A 19289-nucleotide genomic window follows, 5' to 3' on the forward strand; every position below is an offset into this window, starting at 1 on the left:
ACAACAGCGCCAACAACAGCGCCAACAACAGCGCCAACAACAGCGCCAACAACAGCGCCAACAACAGCGCCAACAACGGCTCCTCAAAAGAAGCAGCCACAAGGGAAAGGATTATTTCGAAATAGTTGTTGTCCTTGTTGTGCAAAAGGTTTAAGTGGGAGAGGATCCAAAAAAACTAAAAAAAGAAATGGTGGTTCTCGTAGGCAGCCTACTAATCCAAGGGGCGCAACTAGAGCTGAAAGAAATAGGAGACCTCCAAGTAGATTAGGGAAACTGAAAACAAATACAGGTAAGTTAGTTGGGAAAATCCCTAGCGGACTGAAGAAGGGTGCAGGTATAGCAGCTTCAGTTGGGGGAATCGCTGGCTTAATGAAAGGTAGCAAGGGGTTAAGTGGTTTAGGAGATGCGGTTAAAAGTATCGGTCAAGGGAGTGGCAAGTTATTAAAGAGTGTACCTGTTGTAGGTAATTTACTTGGTGCTACAAATTTAATCGGTATGAAAAAAGAGAATGCTGGTGAAAAAATAGGTGCTACTGGAGGTGGCATCGCCGGTGGGATGGCAGGTGCTGCAACAGGTGCTGCTATTGGAAGTGTCGTCCCTGTAGTGGGCACAGCAGTCGGTGGTTTACTTGGCGGTGTCCTTGGAAGCATGGGCGGTGAATCGATCGGTGAAACGATTGGAAAATGGTTTGATGGCGGTGGTTTTGACAAAATTGGTCAAAAGGCCATTGAAATAAAAAATCAAATTGTTGAAGTTTGGTCAACAGTCGCGGGCTGGTTTATTGAGAATGTATGGACCCCATTAAGTGGTACCGTTATCACGGTTGCAACCACGATTTGGACAAGTTTAGTCAATGCATGGACATGGATTCAGGAAACATTCAGTACAGTTGCAGGCTGGTTTATTGAGAATGTATGGACCCCATTAAGTGGTACCGTTATCACGGTAGCGACCACGATTTGGACAAGTTTGGTCAATGCATGGACATGGATTCAGGAAACATTCAGTACAGTTGCAGGCTGGTTTATTGAGAATGTATGGACCCCATTAAGTGGTACGGTCGTCACAGTAGCGACCACGATTTGGACAAGCTTAGTCAATGCATGGACATGGATTCAAGAAACATTCAGTGGAGTTGCAGGTTGGTTTATTGAGAATGTCTGGACGCCGTTAAGCAGCACAGTTGTAACAGTTGCAACAGGGATTTGGACAGCATTATCAAATGCATGGAAAACCATTCAATCCATTTTTGGCGCAGTTTCCTCTTGGTTTATGGACAATGTGTGGAATCCACTTGTCAAAACAGTTGGAACCATCAAAGACAGTATTGGCGAAAAGTTTGAAGCAGCGTATAAAGTAGTGACAGATATATGGAATGGATTATCCAAATGGTTTGTAGATAATATTCAGACACCGATCGTAAAAGTCGCAGGTGCCATAAGTGATGGTTTTTCTAAAGCATTTGGCTGGGTTAAAAAGATTTTTGACAAAGCTGGCGATGGTATTAATTTTGTAGTAAAGCATTTATTTGGAAATCCCGATGTTGATAGTAATGCTACCGGAGGTTATATCACTCAGCCAACCTTATCTTGGATCGGTGAAGCTGGTAACGAATTTGTTATCCCGACTCAAAACAATCGCGGTCGTGGGAAGATGTTACTTGCACAGGCTGCTTCTCATCTTGGAATGTCTGTTGTGCCAAGCGGCGGAGCACCAAATCCAATGTTGAGCGGTTCAAATCCAACGACATCGCTTTCTTCTGTCAGTTCAATAGGTGGATCGGTTGCTATGGGTGGGAGCATTCAAGCTGCCAGTATAGGTGGACAACTGAATACTAATTTTGAAGAAGGTTTACAACATAATGGAGCCTCTCTTGATCAATGGCAACAAAAGAACATACAGCAACCAATGGGGCAATTAACGAAGGAATCTGAAAAGTATGGACAACAAACGGTTTCTGCTTTTTCGACTGGTCAAAAGATGACACCAACAGGAACTGATGGTTATTTACAAAATCATGTGAAAGCTCCGTATCAGAAAGTGATGGCATCTTCAACAACTTGGGGATCAGGTACCGTCAATGGTTTTGCAACAGGTCAAAATGCGACATCGATTGGGACAAGCCAATATGTAGATCAGCATGTCAAAAAACCATTCCTGCAATCCAAACAAGAATCATCAGGGTGGGGTTCAGGAATGATAGATTCCTTTAATCATGGCATGCGCTCGAAAGGAAGCGAAGTCACGCAAGCCGCCAAAGAAATGGCTAAGAAAGTAGAAAAGGCATTTAGAGATGAATTAGACATCCGCTCACCTTCACGTGTCATGATGAGCCTCGGGAAATTTGCATCGATTGGGGTCGTCAAAGGACTTGATTCAGTCGATGTGAAAAAGTTTGCTGAAAATCAGGCAGGATCATTAATCGGTGCCTTTAGTAGCATGGGTGCTTCAGGACTTAGTGTTCAGCAATGGCTTATGGCAGCTTTGATGGCAACGGGCACATCCATGAGCTGGTTACCTGGTCTCATGACTATTGCAAAGCATGAATCAAATGGAAACCCAAAAGCCATCAACTTATGGGATTCTAATGCCAAGAAGGGAACACCATCTAAAGGTTTAATGCAAACCATCGGCACAACCTTTAACTCCAATAAGGGTAAAGGCATGAATGATATTTGGAATCCAATTCATAATGCTGTAGCAGCCATTAATTACATTAAGGGAAGATATGGAACAGTTTTCAACACGCCGGGATTAAGGAGTATGAGAAAAGGCGGGCCTTATAAAGGCTATGCAAACGGCGGATTGATTACCAAAGAGCAAGTTGCCAGAGTTGGTGAAGGGAACAAACGTGAATGGATTATTCCAGAAGAAAGAGGCATTCGTGGTAGATACTTATTGACGCAAGCTGCAAAAGCACTTGGGATGCAAGTATACGATCCATCCAATGGATCGGCTCCTTTACCAGAGTCACAAATGCAGCAAGTGACCTCAGCCAAGTCAGTTGGTAGCACCACTTCTTCAGGAAACAAACAAATCACCATTCAATTTAATGGAGATCAGCATTTTCATAATGGACAAGATCAACAATCGCTTGTCGAAAAAATTAGACAGATGCTCGTAGACGAACTGGAAGTAGAACTTCATACAGGAACGAAGGGGGTCGTGATCGATGGGTAAATCAGTGTATCAATTGTGGATTTCCCAAGGAAAGGACAAATTACGATTCCCTGTCCTTCCGGCGGAGCTTGAAATCACAAATAGCGTACAAAATGAAACAGTAAAGGTTGCTTCATTTGGAGAGCTGACATTTATTGATATGCCATCGGCAAAACAAGTGTCATTCACATCATTATTTCCTAAGAAATATTCACCGATAGCAGAATATAAAAGCATTCCATCACCGGAGAATGCGATAGCGAAGATTGAACGAATGATGCGCTCGAAAAAGTCAGTACGATTGATTGTCACAGGAACAAAAATCAATATGACGTGCAGCATTGAAAGCTTTACACACAAGGAAGGGTCATATGACGTTGGTGATCGTGAGTTTACGATTGGATTAAGGGAATACAAAACAGCCTCTCCTAGAAAGATTAAGCGAAAGAAAAAAGCAAAGCAAACCAAAAAGAAAAGGCCTTCAAAAACACCACCAAAGGTGTATACCGTCAAAAAGGGTGATACGTTGTGGGCCATATCAGGCCGGTTTTATGGTGACAGCACCAAATATAAACGTATTTGGAATGCCAATAAAGCACTGCTTATTAAACGTGATAAACGTAATATCAAACAAATAGGACATTGGATTTACCCTGGGCAAAAATTAAAAATACCACAATAGGGGGGCTGACAATGATTGAGCTTTTTGCCATCAGGAGCGGCACCATGTATGAGCTTGTCACAGAGAGTGTGACACTTCAGGGGCAAAGGTATCAGGCCCCCCGCTCTATCCAGGCAAACATTGTGACTAAGCAAGGCAGTCAAACGTATTACCGTGTCTCAGAAGGAGACACGGTTCTTTTTAAATGGAAGGGAAAAGAGCTGTTCAGAGGCATTGTTTTTTCCCGAACACCAGTTGAAGGAAAGCTGACTTTTACCGCATACGATATGCTGCAATATTTAGTGAAAAATCAAGATGTATATGTTTTTTCTAAACAAAGAGCAGATCAAATCTTGAGACGGATTGGAGCTGACTTTCAAATACCGATGACCTCCATAGCAAACACAGGACATGTCATTAAATCACTGGTATTTAAAAATGACACGAGTTTGTATGACATCGTGATGAAAGCATTGAAAGAAACAAAGCGTCAAACCGGGAGAAACTATCAAATTTATTCGGCAAAAGGAAAAATGGGATTAAGAGAGTGGCCGGATCCAGAGAATGTATGGGTCATTGAATCAGGTGTCAACCTCATCGGTTACCAGTACAGCACCTCAATTGAAGAAACAGCCACCCGTGTAAAAATGCGATCATCTGCAGATGAACAGGGTAAGAAGAAGAAAAAGGGCGGTAAATCAGAAGTCGTAGTGATCGAACAAGACAAGGCAGGCCAAAGAAAATATGGCATTTTACAACATGTTGAAACGGTAACAGGTCAAATGAATCAGCCGCAGCTTCAAAAAAGAGCCAAAGTCCGTTTGGCTGAAAAAAAAGGGGTCAAACAAGAAATAAAAAGCATACAAGCATTAGGAATTCCTGATTTGCAAAGTGGTCTACCTATTTACTTGAAGATTCCTGAAATCAACGTAAAAAAAACCTATTGGATTGATCAAGACAAACATGAATTCAAAGGAGTCAAGCATACGATGACCATTGACGTTGTTGAAAAAAATACGATTCCAAAGGGTGATGAAGCGTGAGATTCAGTGAAGCCATTAAGCGTTTGGCTGTTAATGCCGTGGACGCAGCCTCTCCAATTGATCTAGTGTTTGGAGAAGTCATGAGGACTTCGCCTCTTCAGATCCGACTAAATGAAAATAGTAAGCTCATCCTCCCAGAGGAATTACTCATTTGGCCGAAGCGCCTAAATAAAGGTGAGGATGATGAACTGAAGACTGGAGATAGTATTATGGTCCTAGCAATGGCTGGAGGACAAACCTTTTACATCATCGACAAACTGTAAGGGAGGTGATGGATGTGGCACTTTCACCAGAAGAAGAAATTGAAGAAACAGAAGAAGATGACGTGATAGAACCTTCTACAACGTATCGAATAGATTTTGAACATGGTCGTCTGACAAACGAATACGTATCTGGTATTGAAGCCATACGGCAATTCATTTATATGACATTACGGACAGAACGCTATGCACATCCGATTTACAGCCACGATATTGGCACAGAAATTCAAGAGTTGTTAACGGACACAGAAGCAACGGACGAATATAAAGAAATGGAGATACCGAGGCTAATAGAAGAAGCGCTGCTCGTTGACGAACGGATCGATCATATTGAAGAAATCGACATCATGAAACGAAATGACGCTTTTCTCGTAAAACTAGCCGTCGTCACAGATGAGGGGGCATTAGAAATAGAGGAGGTGATGGGAGATGTTTGAGGAGCAAACATATGAAGCATTGATGGAAAGAATGCTGGACAAACTGCCAGATGACATTGATAAAAGAGAAAACAGCGTGATTTGGAACGCCTTAGCACCTGCAGCTGCTGAATTGGCTCAGTCCTATATTTGGCTCGATCAAGTATTCGAGCTTGTCTTTGCAGATACAGCACAAGGAGAATTTTTAGACCGCAGGGCAGCAGAAGTAGGAATTGAAAGAAAACCTGCTACACATGCGGTTTGGTCAGCATCGATTCAGCCGGAGAACGTAAACATTCCAACTGGCTCACGATTTTTTATTGAAGATGTTTATTTTCAATATTTAAAAGATGGCACGCTTGAATGCGAGTCACCCGGTACAGTCGGTAATGGTCAATTAAAGGATCAACCACTTCTGTCCCTTGATACGATTCCAGGACTTGAATTGATCATGATGAAAGAGCTTCTGATACCAGGACAGGAGGAGGAAGAAGACGCCTCTTTATATGACCGGTACTTAATACGAGCAAGACGAGAGGCTGTCAGTGCGAACAGGGCGCATTATAAAAAATGGGCTGAGGAAGTGACGGGCGTTGGCAGAGCCAAAGTCTTTCCCCTCTGGAATGGAGAAGGAACGGTCAAAGTTGTCATAACTGACGGCAATTTAGACGTTGCATCAGATCTTCTTGTCAAAAGGGTTCAGGAATATATTGATCCAGTACCAGGAGAAGGGGAAGGACAAGCCCCAATCGGATCAAGGGCAACCGTTGAAAGCGCCAAGTGGCTAGATATTGACATAGAAGTGGCAATAGAGCTTCAAATGGACTGGACACTTGAAGGAGCGCAAAAGGAAATAGAAGAAAAAATACAAGCGTTATTAAAATCGATCGCATTTGAAAAAAGTACGATTCGCATGTCTGCATTAAATGATATTCTCTACCATTCAGAAAGTGTGTCAGATTATACAAACGTCTTACTGAATGGCGAATCAAAAAACTTGGTGTTACAGGACATTGAGATACCACGACTTAGGCAGGTGAAGGTAATTGAGCAAGCATGATGACATGAAAGCCTATTTGCCAGCCTATTTCACCGAGATTTATGAAGTCGATCGTTTACTAAAGACGGAAGCGCCAGAGCTTGTTCGATTACAGGATTCCATCTTCGAATTAACCGACCAGTTATTTCCTTTAACTGCAACATGGGGATTGAATCGATGGGAACGAATGTTAAAGATACAAAGGGATTCAGGTGACTCAATTGAATTGCGAAGGGCCCGTTTACTGAACTTGATGTCGAACATCCCACCGATTACGTATTTTTCATTAGAAAATTCAGTGAATCGTTTTCTCAAAAATTCAAGTGCCACCATTCGTCTCACGCCCAATCGTTATCATTTTGCTTTGCGTGTCAACTTAGATGATTTGCAAAACACAAGATACATTGTAGAAACGCTTGAAACGATGAAACCAGCACACCTTGCTTATACATTCACTGCTATGCATCATACTGATGTTCATGAAATCAACGACCATCAACAAAAGCTCACACTTCGAAGTAGGGTGAGTTTTTTCGATCATATCCCGATTTTACTCAACGGGGAATTTTTATTGAATGGAACATTTTATCTCAGCGGGTCACGAGGTACGACTGATCTCCCTGTGCGTTTTCAGCATTCCTTGAAATTGAACATGCCGCTTCAACATGTGCATGATGCAGCATACCGTATGAGCTATGCCATGATTGGAACAACGAATGAAACGAAGAAAGTAGCAGCGCTGACTTTACGTGCAAAACAACGACCGTCTCATCACATGAAAAAGAAGATGACATTTCGCCTGCCAGTACATGTTCAAAATGAACAGGATGGTAGCTTACTCATCAAGGAGCATTACTGGATTCTTGATGGATCTGTTCCACTAGATGGATCAAAAATACTCGCAGCAGCATCTAAAAAAATAGCGTTATAAAGGAGAATCACAATGGCTGATCAATTAACTGTAACAACACTTTATGCACGTCAACAAATGGCAAAGGCAAGAGCAGAAGGAACAAAACTAACAAAAGTCGTCAAAATGGCATTTGGAAATGGGGGAACAAAGGATGGAAAACCACTCTCTCTTGATGGAACCGAACAAAAGCTCAAAAAAGAACTAATCCAAAAAAACATTGACTCGTTTACCTTCATGGAACCGGCAAAAATTCGTTACACCTGTACAATTGCCGAAGGAGAACTCGCAGGAGAAGTCATCAACGAATTAGCACTTGTCGACGAAGCCGGCAAATTCACCGCCATCCGCACCATGACAGACAAACAAAAAGACGGAGACATTGAGTTTGTTTTTGAGATTGATGATATTTATTAATGGGGGCGAAAAGAAATGGATATAAAATCACCTTTACCGTTTGAAACCTCTGATAAAGCTCATGCCAACCTGTTTAATCGTATGGTCGATACACTCGTGGAGAATGATAATGCTCTCAGTAGACAGATAGAAGGAATTACAAATGAAAACTTGTTCATGTTAACAGGCGATCAAGCCATTCAAGATGCATCGGTCAGCGGTGAGGAATATCCAATTGGGATTACGTTCATGGCTATTAGTCCAGCGAATGATACCGGATATCCTACAAGGTTAGGTTTTGTGAAGAACGAAAAAATGAATGAGTATCGTTTTGTACAATATTATTATGGCAATGGTAATGAAACAGGCAGTTCTTTTTCTAGTACAGGTATTTGGATTAGACATTGGTATATCGCATCTGGCTGGACCGAATGGCATAAAATCTCTGGTTTTTTGCATACCAACATTGGAACGACTGGAAAGCAGCTCCTAACCAAAGCAGAGTATCAAAAAGTTCTTTTTAATAGAAAGATAAAAGATAGTCATAACAATTTTGATACTAAAAATAGTCGTTTTATTTGTCCGGAAAATGGGATGTATTTTGTAAATGCAGGTGTCTATATTGATAGCCTTCAAAGATACGGTAACTTCGAATTGTCTATCTATTTAAATGGGAAAAGATATAAAAATATCGCTCATCATAGGCAGAATCCAGCAAATCCATCTGATAACTTAAACTTAAGTTTAGGAATTTATGGTGCTGCCAATGTTCCCGCTGAAAAAGGTGACTATTTAGAAATTTATTTATATGTAGGGTATGACGGAGACGTCAGTCGTTATATATCGGATAATTCAGGATGGTACAACTATTTTGACATTATGCAAATAGGCGGTCGAAGTTTTCCAAGACTTTAGGAGGTATCTAATGATTTTATATGAAGCAATTAAGTATCAATACCCAAATGCGGAATCACAAAGAGATTTTGAATTAAGAAATGACGGTTCTGGTTCATATATTGATAAATGGCATTTTGACGCACCAAAACCCACCGCAGAAGAATTGAAAGAATGGTGGGAACAATCTCAAATCAATCCGCGTTATCAACCGCCACTGCCTCTAGAGTTTCTAGCGAAAGAAGTAGCAAAAGAAAAGCTGACAAGAAAACAGCTTGAGCATCAATATGAGCTATTACAAAATGAACTGACAGCACTAAAAAAAGAAATCCTAATCCTCAAAGGAGAGACCGAATCATGAATTACTGGGTGATGGCGTTATATTTTCAATGGGCTACACCAGAAATCGTCAAACGAGCAATTGAGCTGGGGGATTGTTCCATGAATGAGTTGGAAAGAGGATATCAGCAAAAGTTGCTTACGTTAGAGCAATTACAAGAAATTGACCCCAGCTATGATGTAAAGGAGTGAAGTGAATGGAAATAAAAAAACCAAAGTCATTTGAGGTAGATGATAAAGCCCATGCGGATTTATTCAATAACATGGTCAAAGAATTGCTTGAAAATGATTCTGGACTGTTAGAGCAACTTACTAATCATACAAATGATACGAATCTACATGCATCTGAAGCGGAAAAGAAAAAGTGGAATGAATCACAAAATTATAGAGTTACAGCGGACAATGGTACACATTTAATTAATGTGTCATCTGATCAGATGATTTTTGAGGCAATTAGAGATAAAGGAACATGTACGTTTTATGCAGCTGCTGGTGTTCAAGATTCACCAACACCAGCGTCTATCCGTGGTATGCAAACAGTTGGCCAAAACAATATTGGGACTGGCTTTGCGATCGATATCGCCGGCAATTCATTTAGTTTTTTCTATAATGCAAATCACACTTCTATCACTTGGACACCATTACCGAATCTATCTGATTTGAATAAATGGAATGGGAGTCAATTGATCAAAATTACAAATGATACGGGTGGAGTACGTGTCTCTGTAGGCGTCACAGAAAGTATTTTAGAAAAGTTAGTAGAAACTGGGAAAACATTTGGTACATTCTATACAGCAGCAGGTGTTCAGGATAATCCCTCACCATTGTCCGCACGAGGTTTTTATCATTTTACTTCATCTGACAGTAACAATAAGGGTACATTTGGATGGGTCATTGCGATAGATTATAAAAATAACATGTATACAAACTATTTAGACTTAAACTTAGGATGGCAGGGCTGGCAACGAAGTCTGAATGCAAAGGATCAAGAAATGATATGGAATACACCTAGACTTCTTAACGGATGGAAACAATATAGTTCGACTGCATTACCAATTCGTTATGGTAAAAATGCGTTTGGAGAAGTCGAAATTAATGGAGCTGTAAGAGACGGTCCATTAGGTGAAATCCCAGTCTTTGTCTTACCAGAAGGCTTCCGTCCAAAGCATTCTATCTATTATGTTGGAGTCGCCTCTAGTCTTGGTACATCTGGGATACCACAATACCATCGAACATACATCACAACTGACGGTAAAGTGTGTGTACAGCTTTCTTCTAACTCAGTCAATCCAACAGAGTTTATTACGTTTCTAATCAAATTTAGCACTTTATAGGAGGTAGACAATGTGGATTTATAAGTATGATGAACAATTCATTTATATGCCAGGTGAAGAAAGAATCTTGAATGAAAAGGAAGAAATTCCTGACAGCTTTACAGATGTACCACCTCCTGTTGAATCGTATATTGCAAAATATAATCTCAAAACGCGTCAATGGGAGGAAACAGCAACACAAGATTATATTAATCGCCTCAAAGTAAAACCGTTACCTAATGACCTGGAAGTTCTAAAGGAGCAAAATGCACTTTTTACAAAACAAATCACACAGATAATGCGGGACATACAAGAATTAAAATCTCGTTAAATCAATTTCGAGTAATTTTACGATTTGTTATTTAAGCTGAAGCACCAATAATAAATAAGAGGTGAGGAAAATGGTTTTAAAGATACCGCGTTCTTTTGAGACAAGTGACAAAGCACATGCAGATTTATTTAACGAAATGCTGAATATTTTGGTAGAAAATGATATGGAAATTTTAGAACAATTCAATCTTCATGTTGAGGATTCAAATCCTCACATATCTGATATTGAAAAAAAGAAATGGAATGAATCTCAGTTATATAAACTTACAAACGATAACGGATCGCAGCTAATCAATATTCCTGCTGGGGGTAGTATCTATAATGAAATCAGATCTTTAGGTGCCTGTTCGTTCTATGCGCCAGGCGGTTCTGGAGTAGTCGATTCCCCTGCTGTAGGGAAGGCTGCATTAAGAGGATTTCAGCTTGTAGGTCAAAATAATATTGGGGTAGGGGTTGCGATTGATACATCAGGTAATGCATTTTGTTTTTCCTATCATGAGAATGACATCAAGATTAATTGGTTACAGTTGCCTACCCAAAATGAAAAAAATAAATGGGACGGAGGGCAATTATCTAAAATCACGGCTGACGATGGAAAAGCATATGAAAGAATTAATGCAAACGATCCTAGTATTTTAGATAAACTACTGAAATTGCCAGGTGTTCATTCTTGGTATATACATGAAGCCCATCCTGATTTACCAACAAGAAGTTCGATGAGGGCATTATCTGTATTTAGTGAAAATATTTATGGTTGGATCATTGGTGCAAATAATACAGGGGATGTGTATATCAATCGTTCTACTACTGACGCCTCAGGAAATCAACAAGAATGGAGCGGTTGGAAAAGGTTAAATGTGCATCCATTATTGAATGCAAACGGCACTCGAATGCTTATTCCAACTGATACGGATATTTTAACCTTGCCCTCTGGTTATTATTATGTATCTGGAACGAATGCAATCAATATGCCCTTAACAAATGATTCTTCATGGTTTAACGTGGATATTGTAGAATCAGCTAATAAACGAAAGACACTTCATATTATACGAAGCTATGACAATATGCACTGGTTTGGAACAGTTCATACAGACGGAGTGTTTAAAGGTTGGAAGAAGATGCTTTCAGATGATGATATAGTGAGGAATTGGACAAAACCTAATTTACAAAATGGTTGGAAACAATATGTGTCAAAAGATGGTGTACCTCAAACTTTACAATTTACTAAAAATGCTTTAGGGGAAGTCGAGATCATCGGTGCAATCTGTGATGGAGCAATAGGGTTTGATACAACTGCATTCATTCTACCAGAAGGATTTAGACCTTTACAAACATGTCATTTTATAGGCGTTGCTTCAAGTGCTGGTACAAGTGGTGTTCCGCAAATTCATAGAACTTGTATCAATCCTGGTGGACGAGTTCTTGTGCAAGCTGTATCCAATTCGGTTAATCCTACTGAATTTATTACTTTTGGGTTTAAGTTCAGTACAGTATAAGAGAGAATGATATTAATATGATCATGTTTTAGTCTACAAACGAAGCGATCTATCACTCTGACTAAGATATCAATAGAGGTATTAGAAATAAGATAGTGAAATAAGAAGATAGCGAAGGTCGATGGAATGAGATGAAATCAATGAAGATATCAAACAATTTTTGGGTTGGATCGCAGCAGATGACTAACAAGAAATAACAGGAGAAAAATACAAAGCCTAAAGGCTTTATTTTTTTGCAAGAAAGAAGGTGATTCCAATGGAAGTGGACGTCGTTCAAAACTTGATGACACAAGGGCCATTTGCCGTACTCTTTTGCTGGATTCTGTTTTATGTACTCAATACAACGAAAGAGAGAGAAAATAAGCTGAATTCACAAATCGAGGCACAAAATGAAGTGTTAGCGAAGTTTAGTGAAAAGTATGATGTCGTGATCGACAAACTAGATAAAATAGAACGGAATTTGAAATAGGAGGAAAAATGATGAAAACATTCGACAAAGGCACTGTGATTCGCACAGTGTTTCTTTTTATTGCGCTCATCAACCAAACCCTTGTGATGTTTGGACAAACGGTTTTACCAATTGATGAGGAACAAGTTCAAACCACTGGAGAGGCGCTTTATGTGGCAGGTTCCACAATGTTCACCATGATCACAGCACTCATCGCTTGGTTTAAAAACAATTATGTCACCTACAAAGGGCAACTGCAAAAAGATGTCTTGGCACAAAGAGGATTAACGAAATCATAAGTGAAGGAGATACAATATGGTAAACATCATTCAAGCATACATTCCAAAACATAATCGCAACAGACCAGGAAACGTCATGAAGCCGCAATATATCACGGTGCATAATACAGCCAACACAGCACGAGGTGCGAATGCGTCAAGTCATGCAACATTCGTCGCTCGTTCAAGTACCGGTGTCAGCTGGCACTATACGGTCGATGATCAAGAGATTTATCAGCACCTGCCATTAAACGAGAACGGATGGCACGCAGGAGATGGCCGAGGAAATGGCAATATGAAGTCAATTGGAATTGAAATCTGTGAAAACGCAGGTGGCGACTTTGATAAAGCAGTTGAAAACGCACAATGGCTAATTCGTAAACTAATGAAGGACTATGGGATTCCTTTATCAAATGTTGTCCCCCATAAGCATTGGAGCGGGAAAGAGTGTCCGAGAAAATTACTAGGACTGTGGGATCAATTTAAAGCTGGCATTGCCACAGCTCACACAGATAGTAAAAGTAAAACGACAACCGTTCAAACACAAAGCTTGAAAACGTCGGCATCCGTCACTAAACAAAAAACGTCGGGTTTACCATCAGGTATTTTAAAAGTAACAAAGCCTTTAACGAAAGGTTCTCAAGTGACTGCTGTACAAAAAGCATTAGCCACTCTGTATTTTTATCCAGATAAAGGCGCAAAAAACAACGGGGTAGATGGCTATTATGGACCGAAAACAGCAAACGCAGTGAAGCGATTTCAGCTGATGAATGGATTGGGAGCGGACGGAATTTACGGACCAAAGACGAAGAGAAAAATTGAACAATTGCTGAAAATTTCATAAAAAATAGAAGTGAATCATACAACACTTACTTGAAAAAACGTTGCCAAACCCGTTAAATAAAGAGGGGAATAAGGAAAAATTATTAGAAAATAAAAGCCTGAAGGGGAATTCCCCTTCAGTTGGTTAAAAAATGTTTATAATTTCCTTGCTATATGCCATTTAACTTAGGGAAAATGAATATAAAAAACCCTCACAAAAGTAAGAGTTTTAAAGATGGGGCATAGCGGGATCAAACCGCTGACCTCTGCGCTGCCAGCTTTCCTTGTTATATTCACGTTACGTATCTCCGTTAAGTCAATCGTCTCTAAGCATTAACCTATAGGAACGCTACGTCGCAACTTAATATAGCGCTACAATGAACCCTCGTCTTACTAGGCGGGGGTTTTTATGTTTTCCGGACAAAATCGAAAAATGTTTTTATCGAATGTTCCAATTACCGAAGGTCACAAGCGACTGTACTTATGAAAACGAAAATAATTTCGAAAATTTTGCCCGGTTTAAAAAGCGTCCGAAGTGTTTTATGTTCGTCCTTTTAAACTTATGACCATCGAATTTAACCTGTTCGTGCAACAAATATGCAACGAAATCGTGTGCAAAGTCAACGCCAATTTCACAAATAACATTGACCAGTTTTTCTCGCGTTGTTTTGGTACTCGTCCTTTCCGCCTTAACACGCTTACTTTTTCGTCGTTTTAAATGCATAAAAAATTGCCTCCTATTTCGTATAAAAGACGATCAATTTATCGGTACTCTTCACTGCGTGATATATGAGCGGTACACTACGATAAGTCATCGATTAAACGATATACCGCCGTTTTACCGAACGATGGATCACAGCGGGATAGAATCGCTGACCTCTAGGCTGCCAGCGTAGTCGTTACAATTTCCTGTAATGTCAAATAGTGTTCAAGAATAGCTTTATATCAGAGCTCTTAAGGTTTTTTTAAGTTTTGAAATGAACTGTGATTTCCGATAGTTTTCTATAGTTTGTGACCAAAATTTACGATCAGGTGATCGATATTTTTGTGTAGGAAACAATGAGATTTGGAGATATAATGGTATGCTAAATATAAAAATATAGTCCTCTTTAGTTAGGTCAAAGGGAACTTTTCTATAAGAGTATTGTCGAATGAGAAATACCTATTACCAGAACAGGTGTTGATTGAGTAACATTTGTACATTGTTTCTGCATACTCACATGTGGATGCTGTTCACTGCTAGTTAGGAAAGATAAATAAGGGATGTTACAGTGAGTATGAGATAGTTGAAAAAATGATTGTGATTAAAGATAAAACAGTAATTGTAACTTTGCTTGATGGCGAAGAAGTTGAATGGTAAATTTTTAAAAGGCAAATGGGATTTCTGAACATAGAAAATTAAAATGAAACTCAATCGATTTTCCCTATTTCTTATTCAATTGTATTCAAAATTAACAGAACCTATTCTGGAGCATATGAAAATGGAGAGCTTATTGGCGTCATAGCAACATGAAGCGAGGGACAGCCCTATGTATTATTCTTTGCCCATGGAAAATACCACAGGATAGAAATAGGGCGGAAGTTATTGTGGTTCTAAAAAATAGCAGATCAGAATTAATCACTGTAAAGTCATCACCTTTTCCAACAAAGATATTCATAAACTTGGATTTATAGATACCGATATAGACTAGACAAAGGAAGGTATGAGATTCACACCAATGAAGCACCAAAATTGGGTATAATCCTAAATTAAAAAATTTCAATTTATCTAATAGATAAAGGATAATATAGTTGAGGGAGCGTTTGTTCTGCCGGATGGGAATGAGATGAAACTGAAAATGATTGTAAATATCAGTATAATTACTGGGAAGAGTGAAAATACACTATTTTTAAAGATATTATCAGAAGAAAAAAGTCAGAACAATAAGTAATAGTAGTGTTTTTCAGTTTAGGAGAGTAGAAATGATAAACATAGAGAAGAAGAAAGTACTTGAAATACTTGATTATTGGAAGACGATAGAACTTTTAAATCAAGTAGATATCCCACAGGAGAGTGAAGACAATAAAAAAGTAGTGAAAAAGATTACAAGAGGTGAACTGATTGATAGTAGCTTGGACAAAATTTCAATATTTACCAGTCTGAACGTGCCTTCGATTGATCTTTCTGATGAATTAAAAACCGACAAGGAGAAATTTTCTCAATTTCCTGGCGAGGGGGCAGATGTGTCATTCCTTTTTGGTAGAATTAAAAGAAATGATATGGTTGATTATCTTGCTAAATTTGTGAAGAATCATGATGAACAGCCAGACATAGCCTATCCGAAAAGAAGCGAGATTGCATGGTTCTCATTTAAAACTGATTCGGAAGGCATTTATCAGAAGAATTCATTCCAGCTATCTCCACTTTTGTGGGCAATTTCTGTATGGAATAAAAAAGTCAATGGATTTTCTTTGAACTCGATTGATTATGATGATGAGACCAAAAAGTATGACAGTTGGCTTCAGGAAGCAGAGGAGTTATTTGCTGTATTGCCTTCTGTGTTTTCAGATATTCATAATTCATATGTGAAGACAATAACGCCGGAACTTCCTGCTGATTATATAGGACTCTTTATCTATGACAGATACAAGAATGATGAGGCAAAGGATAAAGACGAAAATCCAGAAGATTATGCAAGTTTAGGTAAGAGCTTTTTTTTGGATGATATCGTTTTGCTCATAGATGAAATCAAATCAGGAAAATTTGGAGAGGGTTCTGATTATGAGCGTAAAGTGATAAATTATATTTTGTCTGCACATAATAAAACTGCAGGAATTATTCCAGCAAATTGTATATCTATTTCTACAAAGGAAGAGCGTCAGAAAATGATGAATTTCTTTCAAAATACCCTTAATATCAAAAATGCTCCACTAGGAAAGTGGCCTGCTAAATTCATGCCTGCTCTTATGCAACAGGTGGCAGTAAATCTTGCGATAGATGAAAAAGCACACACGGAAGTATTTTCTGTTAATGGCCCTCCTGGCACCGGAAAGACAACACTTCTCAAAGAAATCGTATCTAGCAATATAGTAAAAAGAGCTGAGTTGTTAGCGGAAGCGGCACATTCAGATCCGGACGATGCTTATGAGAGGTGTTCATTTACACAGGGACCGTTGGTTAGTAAGGGATATTTTCAGTATGCACCATCTTATTTTAAGCTGAAGAATGATAAAATCAATCAATATGGAATGTTAGTGGCATCATGTAATAATTCGGCTGTTGAAAATATCACTGCAGACCTACCTAAAAGTGATGACATTCTCAAGAGTCTTGAACCTTCAAAAGATGATGATGTATCGGTGGCGTCAGGATTGAATGAAGTTCATGATTTGTTTGACGTCGAAAAATCAGAAGATATTGAGCAGATAAAGATATCTGGTGAAATAAAAGAAGTGCGTGATATTTATTTCACGCGCTATGCTAATAAACTCCTAAATAGAAATGACTGCTGGGGTCTTGTATCAGCTCCGTTTGGAAAACGTGCTAATATAAACAAGTACTGTGTATCTGTACTTAAAAAGTTTATTAACGATTATAAGCTTAACAATGTGCGTGAGAAACATCGAAAGAAATATGTAGAGCAGAGAGAATGCTTTCTTAGACAGCTTAAGATTGTGAAAGAACTTGAGAAAGAGTTGGAAATCCTGTGCGACTATGCAAAGTCTTTGCCATTGACTAATGAGAATATTTCTGAAGATGATCTTGATAGAAAAATAAAAGAAAATTATGCATATGTAATGGAACTTGAGGAATCAAGACCTAGGGGATTATTCGGAAGATTGAAGAAAGATTCTACACGAGACAATTTGATATCAGAGAAAAAGATTGAGATCGAAGTTTTGAAAAAGCAAAAAGACGGTCTTTCAAAAATTGCTAGCTATCATAATCTTTTAAGCAGACATAGCGAAGGTGCTGAGAAGCTTACTCCTATTGATTCATCTTTTATGGATGGATATGTATCGCATGATGAGAGAGCATCAAGGTGGGCACAGGTTACAAATCCTTGGTTTACAGAGCATTACAACAGGGAGCGTGAAAAGCTGTTCTTGTATGCTTGTAAACTTCATAAGGAATTTGTAATTTCCTCTAAATCGTTTAGGCAAAATGTAATCAATCTTTTGATCGCATGGGATATGTATGATGATTGTGATGAACGTATGGGTGAGAAAGACAGAATAGATGCCTTCCCAGCATTGATTCAGAATGTATTTCTCATTACCCCGGTTATATCAACTACATTTGCGTCTGCACAGACCTTCTTACGTGATATAAAGCGTCCGGGTACACTTGGAACGCTTATTGTGGATGAAGCAGGGCAGGCACAACCTCAGATGGCGGTTGGAGCTTTGATGCGATGCAGAAGAGCTATAATTGTTGGAGATCCTAAGCAAATTGAGCCGGTTGTGACGGAAGAAACAGACATGATTAAAAGTCTTCTTACATCTGATTTACTTACACCATATAAGGACAAGAAAATATCTGTACAAGGCTTTGCTGATTATATTAATAGCTATGGCACTTTTCTCGGAGAAGATGAAGAAAAAGAGTGGATTGGATGTCCGCTTACTGTACATAGACGTTGTATAGATCCGATGTATAGCATATCAAATCACCTTTCTTATGATGACACTATGAAACAGCAGACAGCGCCACCAAAGGAAAACGCTGTGAAGACCTTTATCTTGGATAAGTCATATTGGATAAATGTTAAAGGTGAGGAACAGTCCGGCAATAAGAACCATTATGTACCGTCACAAGGTCAGATTGTTCTAAAGCTTCTCGAAGAAAAATTCAAGAAAGACAATAGTGATATACCGAAATTGTTTATTATTACACCATTCACATCCGTGAAGAAGGGAATGATTGATGCACTACGCAAATCTGATTTCTATAGACGTGAACCACGTGTAAGCAAATGGTTAAAAGATAAAAATATCGGAACTGTTCATACATTCCAAGGACAAGGAACAGATGAGGTTATATTCTTGCTTGGTTGCGATAAATCATCTGTAAAGGCGGCAAACTGGGTAAATAAAAATATTGTGAATGTGGCAGCCACAAGAGCTAAATACCGTCTATATATTATAGGAGACAAGGAAGTATGGAGCTGTAAGCCTGTGAAAGTTGCACGCGATACAGTTAATAATGAGATATCATCGGATAATTTGATGAAAATGCTATCAGGTTTTGAAAATACAGAGTCAGTTTTGGCACCTGCAATTCAAACTGCTGAAGTCAAAAAAATGGAATTTACAACACAGGAAAAGAAGCGCGAGGTAGCGACTTTACCGGGAAACATATCAAAAGTCTGCCCGAAATGCGGAAAACCGCTTGTAGAACGAAAAAGTGAGTATGGAGTTTTTTATGGATGTAAAGGGTTTCCTAAGTGTAGATATACTGAGAGTATTAAGAAATAAAGCTATCCATCCTAGTTATATTGTCTTT

General features: G+C 39.0%; 18 protein-coding genes. All 18 read left to right on the forward strand.

The window, feature by feature from the left end; translation table 11 throughout:
• Window positions 1-3180, forward strand: a 3180-nt coding sequence (locus AB1K80_RS16400) for a transglycosylase SLT domain-containing protein (RefSeq protein ID WP_412857946.1), incomplete at its 5' end; no start/stop codon positions are given.
• A complete protein-coding gene (locus AB1K80_RS16405; RefSeq protein WP_412857948.1) occupies window positions 3173-3841 on the forward strand; it encodes a LysM peptidoglycan-binding domain-containing protein in 669 nt (222 codons plus the stop codon). The genes AB1K80_RS16400 and AB1K80_RS16405, both read left to right, overlap by 8 nt.
• 11 nt (window positions 3842-3852) lie before the next feature.
• The gene (locus AB1K80_RS16410; protein WP_412857949.1) at window positions 3853-4863 is read left to right on the forward strand and encodes a phage portal protein; all 1011 of its coding nucleotides are present in this window, start codon (window positions 3853-3855) and stop codon (window positions 4861-4863) included.
• Window positions 4860-5126, forward strand: coding sequence for a DUF2577 family protein (locus AB1K80_RS16415; protein WP_412857951.1), 267 nt, complete (start codon window positions 4860-4862; stop codon window positions 5124-5126). The genes AB1K80_RS16410 and AB1K80_RS16415 overlap by 4 nt, the downstream gene beginning before the upstream one ends.
• Before the next feature lie 14 nt (window positions 5127-5140).
• Window positions 5141-5560, forward strand: coding sequence for a DUF2634 domain-containing protein (locus AB1K80_RS16420; RefSeq protein WP_412857953.1), 420 nt, complete (start codon window positions 5141-5143; stop codon window positions 5558-5560).
• Complete coding sequence (locus AB1K80_RS16425; protein ID WP_412857955.1) at window positions 5553-6599, forward strand: baseplate J/gp47 family protein; 1047 nt, start codon at window positions 5553-5555, stop codon at window positions 6597-6599. The genes AB1K80_RS16420 and AB1K80_RS16425 overlap by 8 nt, the downstream gene beginning before the upstream one ends.
• Entirely contained in the window at window positions 6586-7509 is a 924-nt protein-coding gene (locus tag AB1K80_RS16430) for a YmfQ family protein (protein ID WP_412857956.1), read from the forward strand. The genes AB1K80_RS16425 and AB1K80_RS16430 overlap by 14 nt, the downstream gene beginning before the upstream one ends.
• A gap of 12 nt (window positions 7510-7521) precedes the next feature.
• The gene (locus AB1K80_RS16435) at window positions 7522-7905 is read left to right on the forward strand and encodes a phage tail protein (protein ID WP_412857958.1); all 384 of its coding nucleotides are present in this window, start codon (window positions 7522-7524) and stop codon (window positions 7903-7905) included.
• Between the two features lie 15 nt (window positions 7906-7920).
• Window positions 7921-8799, forward strand: coding sequence for a hypothetical protein (locus tag AB1K80_RS16440; protein ID WP_412857960.1), 879 nt, complete (start codon window positions 7921-7923; stop codon window positions 8797-8799).
• A gap of 10 nt (window positions 8800-8809) precedes the next feature.
• On the forward strand, window positions 8810-9139 hold the full coding sequence (locus tag AB1K80_RS16445; RefSeq protein ID WP_412857962.1) for an XkdW family protein: 330 nt from the start codon (window positions 8810-8812) through the stop codon (window positions 9137-9139).
• Entirely contained in the window at window positions 9136-9309 is a 174-nt protein-coding gene (locus AB1K80_RS16450; RefSeq protein ID WP_412857963.1) for an XkdX family protein, read from the forward strand. Before AB1K80_RS16445 ends, AB1K80_RS16450 begins: the two co-directional genes overlap by 4 nt.
• Before the next feature lie 5 nt (window positions 9310-9314).
• Entirely contained in the window at window positions 9315-10451 is a 1137-nt protein-coding gene (locus AB1K80_RS16455) for a hypothetical protein (RefSeq protein ID WP_412857965.1), read from the forward strand.
• A 10-nt stretch (window positions 10452-10461) separates the two neighbouring features.
• A complete protein-coding gene (locus AB1K80_RS16460) occupies window positions 10462-10761 on the forward strand; it encodes a hypothetical protein (RefSeq protein WP_412857966.1) in 300 nt (99 codons plus the stop codon).
• 70 nt (window positions 10762-10831) lie between these two features.
• The gene (locus tag AB1K80_RS16465) at window positions 10832-12256 is read left to right on the forward strand and encodes a hypothetical protein (protein WP_412857968.1); all 1425 of its coding nucleotides are present in this window, start codon (window positions 10832-10834) and stop codon (window positions 12254-12256) included.
• 256 nt (window positions 12257-12512) lie between these two features.
• The gene (locus AB1K80_RS16470; RefSeq protein WP_412857969.1) at window positions 12513-12725 is read left to right on the forward strand and encodes a BhlA/UviB family holin-like peptide; all 213 of its coding nucleotides are present in this window, start codon (window positions 12513-12515) and stop codon (window positions 12723-12725) included.
• Window positions 12726-12736: 11 nt separating this feature from the next.
• Window positions 12737-13003, forward strand: a complete 267-nt coding sequence (locus AB1K80_RS16475; protein WP_412857971.1) for a phage holin — start codon at window positions 12737-12739, stop codon at window positions 13001-13003.
• Window positions 13004-13019: 16 nt separating this feature from the next.
• On the forward strand, window positions 13020-13826 hold the full coding sequence (locus tag AB1K80_RS16480; protein WP_412857973.1) for an N-acetylmuramoyl-L-alanine amidase: 807 nt from the start codon (window positions 13020-13022) through the stop codon (window positions 13824-13826).
• A 1940-nt stretch (window positions 13827-15766) separates the two neighbouring features.
• Complete coding sequence (locus AB1K80_RS16485; protein WP_412857975.1) at window positions 15767-19261, forward strand: AAA domain-containing protein; 3495 nt, start codon at window positions 15767-15769, stop codon at window positions 19259-19261.
• The last annotated feature ends 28 nt before the right edge of the window (window positions 19262-19289 follow it).

It is taken from the genome of Bacillus sp. 179-C3.3 HS, from assembly GCF_047229225.1.
Classification (GTDB): Bacteria; Bacillota; Bacilli; order Bacillales; family Bacillaceae; genus Bacillus.